3 protein-coding genes are annotated in these 3,194 nt (G+C 57.0%); 1 reads left to right on the top strand and 2 read right to left on the bottom strand.

What is annotated here, in order from left to right; all coding sequences use genetic code 11:
- Nucleotides 1-470, bottom strand: a 470-nt coding sequence (locus NKH35_RS31140) for a cyclic nucleotide-binding domain-containing protein (RefSeq protein ID WP_352917512.1), incomplete at its 3' end; no start/stop codon positions are given.
- A 1,125-nt stretch (nt 471-1,595) separates the two neighbouring features.
- Nucleotides 1,596-1,910: a hypothetical protein gene (locus NKH35_RS31135; protein WP_023685563.1), complete on the bottom strand. Its 315-nt coding sequence runs from the start codon at nt 1,908-1,910 to the stop codon at nt 1,596-1,598.
- A 1,019-nt stretch (nt 1,911-2,929) separates the two neighbouring features.
- On the opposite strand from NKH35_RS31135, the gene NKH35_RS31130 reads away from it, so the two are divergent.
- A partial coding sequence (locus NKH35_RS31130) for a nitroreductase family protein (protein WP_352917511.1) occupies nt 2,930-3,194 on the top strand: 265 nt, incomplete at its 3' end.

Below are 3,194 nucleotides of genomic sequence, written 5' to 3'. Positions count from 1 at the left end.
TTGCTGAGCGCGGTGAAGCTTGCCTGGAGGTGAAAGTAGTGAACGTAGCGGAGCAGAAAGGTTCGCAAGGTTGGGCTTGTCAGAAGCGCCTTGGTGAAGAGGCCCGCGTCGATAACAAAGGCTCGGGCTTCTAATTGGACGTAACAATCGTGCGTTGACCGGTCATCGCCCATGATAAGCGCTGAGCCGGTCATGCCCTCACAACCAATGATTCCGATCTCAGCTTCGATACCAGGCCGCAGCTCGCCCACCACTGACCCGAGACCGCTCTCGAAGAAGTACACGGTGCTGATTGGTGACCCCGCCACTTCGAGATGCGTCTTCAGCCCAAGGGAGACGCTTTCGAAATGAGGTTGCAGCAATGCCAAATCTGCCGAGCACATTCGTAGCAGCAGCGAATTGCGATAGATCGAATTTTGGCCGGTGTCGCGTTGCGCGGCAGTGTGAGTTTGTGAACTGGAGTCTGTCATAGCTCCCTCTCCCTATTGGGGCGGAAGCATGTTGATCGCTCACAGCCGACGGACGCCCTTAGAGTTGCCGTCGATGGCACACTGTATGCCTGCCGACCGCGGATGTCCCATTTTTTATCAATTACGTTAATCGGCCCGAGCCAAGCTTTGGCGCACCCGCTCTAACGCGGCATTCAGATGCTCCAGAAATTCGTCATCGCTTTTGGTCGCCAAGCCGACTTGTCGAGCGCGAGTTACAATGCGCTCCTGGAGTGAAACCGCTGTCTCATAGTGGTCCACGATCATCTGAAATGAAGCGCTCATTGGGGCGGATTCAAAGAGCTGTGCCATTCTGGCAATGTAGTTCCAAGATGATGAGAGTCCATGCGGCCGCCGCTTGGGTAACAATCGTACAATATACCTAAGACTGGCCGCGCTCTTTGGTTATCCTCCCAGAAATCCGTAGCCTCGCGAGGCGCAGCTTCTCTTCGCCCTCCGACCTCGTGACCGGCGGACCAGTCCCGGCTTCAGCCATTCGGCCTTGTTCTTCTTATGCTCCTTCGGGACCGCCGACCTCGCCCTGCACACGATTCCACAGCGTTTGCCTCTTGTAGGCCTTGAAGGCTACTATCGGCCGCCCTTGTAGGGCCGCTTTCAGCCATGATCACCTCGGGGCGCTGAACGAAGCGCGTGCTTGTCGACTCTGTCGGTCGTCGCAGACGCTTACGGAGGCCTCACCGCAGAGGGCGATGCGAACTCCGGCTCGACGACGGCTGTCAAATCAGACTGCTGTGGATGCACTACCACCGATCGGTACTAGGATTCTCGACCTCGGTAATAAGCTGGTCTGTACAGCTAGCGACCTTCCTGCCTAGCAATATCAAAAGTCAAACCCCGCCGAAGATGCATATGCCTGGCAGCACGCGTCGCTCTTTGGCCACGCATCTGCCAAACCGAAATCAAGTAGCCCGCCATCGCGCGACCCTCAACGCGATCTTGATCATTGCAGTGGGGCAATAACTTATCTCTTTGGAGCTTGGTGGTGATATATAGGCGCCCAAGCCAGTGCTAATATTGCATGGAGCTAAAATGCCCGCTAAGATTTCTTGGGTGTTAGCTGGCGGGTGTTTGATGCGGTTTCATCGTCTAGGCGCGGTCGCTCTGGGTCTGGCGTCCTTCATCAGCAGCGCTCATGGCCAAGAATCCTGCGACCCTAACTACACAGGCGCCTGTGTTCCAATCGCCAGCGATGTCGACTGTTCCTCCGGAAAGGGCAATGGTCCCGCATACGTACACGGGCCGGTCTCTGTCGTAGGCACCGATATCTATGATCTTGACCGAGACGGCGACGGAATAGGTTGCGAAAACGGCTAGAGGAGGCAAGTCGCCCTCCAACTTCATGACGGCACCAGCCCATCCGCTGTTTATGGTAACGGTCACCTCCGAGTTGAGGGTGAGCAACGTTCCCAGCCATTTGCATCAAATATCAGGACCTCCTAAATGCGACTTATGGCGACTCTGCGGTACGACGGTCGAACACCGTCCACGTCTCATCCGTCTCCTGCCATACGTTTGTCAGTTGGTAGCTGATTGTAGAATGTGCCAGTAACTGGGGATGCTCATTGCGTTCCACGTGCGCGAGCCCTGATGCGCGTCTGTTATTTTTATCTCCGGTCACGATTGAGACCACTGGCCCGGGCGATGTTCCCCGAGAAGAACAAAGAGGTAGATGGCGCCGGCATGGTCCCACCAATGCTCTCCCCTTGTGAACGGCATCCAAACTTTTCGGCGGGCTTGAACAGCGGCCACCTTTGGCGGCTGTCGAGGGCTGATGATAGATTCCATTCCAGCTCTTTCTAATGTGTCGTCCGAACAGTGAACGAAAGTAGAACATATAATTCAAGCGCGAATTGACTGTGAGAGGGATGAGCTGCAATTTGGGTCAGGCCTGACGCTGGTGGAAGACGAAATTGCGGTGGCGACTGGAAGCTCAGCGATGCCCCAAATGAAATTGGGCAGCTGGTGCTGTCCGCTGCGGCGCTATGATGTCAGACGATGGTATCGGCCGAATGACCTGGGGAATCTTCGGGGACGTCGAGGCCGACGTGGTCGGAAGCAAACTGAGTTGCAGGCGATGCGGCAGGAACGAGTATATGCAAGCTGAGACGCCTGTCGCCGTCTCCGCGTTCCAGGCCGACGTTCTCCGCATTCCGAGGCCTGGTGAGCGATACGGGTGCGCCTAAGTGTCAATGGCGCATCTACCAACGGCCTGGTACGCGATTCACCGCCGTGCGAGCTGATCGAAACTGGCTTGGTCGATTGCATCTTAATAGCGCCGCCCATCAGGAAACATTTTTCTATCGTTTGCGGTTGGGGCCGCATGACGCGATTGTCGGACGCAACAAGCCAGCTTGGCAATCCGGCAGTAGGCTGTCCACACTGTACTCCCTAGTGTCCAATACATACCTAACGAGACCGCCATGCCGTCACCTCCAGATTTCACCGACGATTTTCGCTCCGGGCTGATCACGCTGCTGCGCTGGCGCAGGGATGTGCGGCGCTTCGAGCCGACGGCTCTGCCGGAGGGTACGCTGGAACGCCTGCTCGAGCTCGCCAGCACTGCGCCCTCCGTTGGCCTCAGCCAGCCCTGGCGCTTCGTAGTCGTCGAGAGCCTCAAGCGGCGCACTGCCGTGAGAGACTGCTTCGAGCGCTGCAATGCCGAGGCGCTCACGCGCTTTTCGGGAG

Origin of the sequence: Mesorhizobium sp. M1143 (assembly GCF_040318435.1) — a bacterium.
Lineage (GTDB): Bacteria > Pseudomonadota > Alphaproteobacteria > Rhizobiales > Rhizobiaceae > Mesorhizobium.
This window is presented reverse-complemented; position numbering and strand designations above follow the sequence as displayed.